The organism is bacterium (assembly GCA_021372775.1).
Classification (GTDB): Bacteria; Acidobacteriota; Polarisedimenticolia; order J045; family J045; genus JAJFTU01.
Window position 1 is genome coordinate 1 of the sequence record JAJFTU010000073.1, and the last position, 1,724, is coordinate 1,724.

General features: G+C 71.5%; 1 protein-coding gene. It reads left to right on the forward strand.

Translation table 11 applies throughout. The annotated features are described in order from the left end of the window. The coding region (locus LLG88_02785) for a PAS domain-containing protein (protein ID MCE5245833.1) at positions 1–1,724 on the forward strand (1,724 nt) is incomplete at both ends.

Below are 1,724 nucleotides of genomic sequence, written 5' to 3' on the forward strand. Positions count from 1 at the left end.
GTGGACAAGGTCTTCTGGTACGAGGCGATCCTCGACTCGGTTCCGTTCCCCGTCTCGGTGACCGACTCCGGCCTGCGCTGGACGTTCGTCAACAAGGCGACGGAGGAGTACCTCGGTCGGCGGCGCGCGGAGCTCGCCGGACAGCCCTGCCGGAACTGGGGCGCGGCGATCTGCGGCACCGAGGGGTGCGGGATCGAGCGCCTGAAGCGCGGCGTCCCGCGGACCGAACTGACCTTCGGCGAGCGCAGCTACCAGCTCGACAGCTCCGAGCTGCGCGACCGGCGCGGCGCGGGGATCGGCTACGTCGAGGTGCTGCAGGACATCACGGCGCGGGAGAAGGTCGCGGCGTACGAGCGGTTCGAGACGGAGCGTTTGGTGGCCAACCTCGAGCTGCTGGCGCAGGGCGACCTGCGGATCGACCTCGACGTCGCCGCCGGCGACGAGCTGACGACGCACGTGCGGGAGAACTTCAGCCAGGCGGCGGGGAGCCTCGGCAAGGTGCGCGACGCGCTGGAGGCGCTGGTGCACGAGGCCGACGTCGTGGCCGACGGGATCACCCGCGGCCGCCTCGACGACCGCGCCGACGCGGCGAAGGTCGCCGGCGAGTACCGGCGCGTCCTCGAAGGGTTCAACCGCGCGCTCGGCTCGATCGTCGGCAACCTCGAGGCGATGCCCACGCCGATCCAGTTCATGGACCGCGAGTTCCGCATCCAGTACATCAACGCCTCCGGGGCGCGGCTGCTCGGCAAGAGCAAGAAGCAGCTCCAGGGGACCGGCCTGACCTGCGCCGACCAGTGGAACACGAGCAAGTGCCGCACGGCCGACTGCCCGTGCCAGACCTCGATGCGCACCGGCGACGCCTTCGCCTGCGAGAACGACACGCTGGTCGGCGGGCGGAAGCTGGACATCGCCTGCGTCGCCGCGCCGCTCCGCGACGCGAAGGGGGACGTCGTCGGCTCGTTCGAGTTCGTCACCGACCAGAGCGACGTCAAGGCCGCGATGCGGCGGGCGGAGAAGATCGTCACCTACCAGGGAACGGAGTCCGAGCGGCTGGCCGCGGCGATGGAGAAGATGGCGGCCGAAGGGGACTTCTCGATCCGCGCCGAGCTCGCCGAGGCGGACGACGACACGAAGGGCGCCAAGGCGGCGCTGATGCGGATCCGCGGGGCGTACCGCAAGTTCCGCGAGGCGGTCGAGACGATGGGCGGCGACGTGAAGGCCCTCGCCCAGGCGGCCGTCGAGGGACGGCTCCGGGAGCGCGCCGACGTCTCCAAGCACCGCGGCGAGTTCCGCGAGATCGTGACCGGCTTCAACGCCACGCTCGACGCGGTGATCGCTCCGGTGAAGGACTCGCTGGCGGTCCTCGAGCGGGTGGCGCAGCGCGACCTCACGGCGCGCGTCGCCGGCGAGTACCACGGGGAGCACGCCCGGCTGAAGGACGCCGTCAACACCGCCGTGACGAACCTCGACGAGGGGCTGCAGTCGGTGGCGGCGGCGGCCTCGCAGGTCACCGCGGCGTCGGGGCAGATCAGCACCTCGAGCCAGGCGCTGGCGCAAGCCGCGTCGGAGCAGGCGAGCTCGCTCGAGGAGATCAGCTCCAGCCTGCAGGAGATGTCCTCGATGACCCGCCAGAACTCGGACAACGCGCAGAAGGCGCGGACGATGTCCGACTCGACGCTGGGCGCGGCGGCGAAGGGGAAGGAGCGGATGGCGCTGCTCTCGGC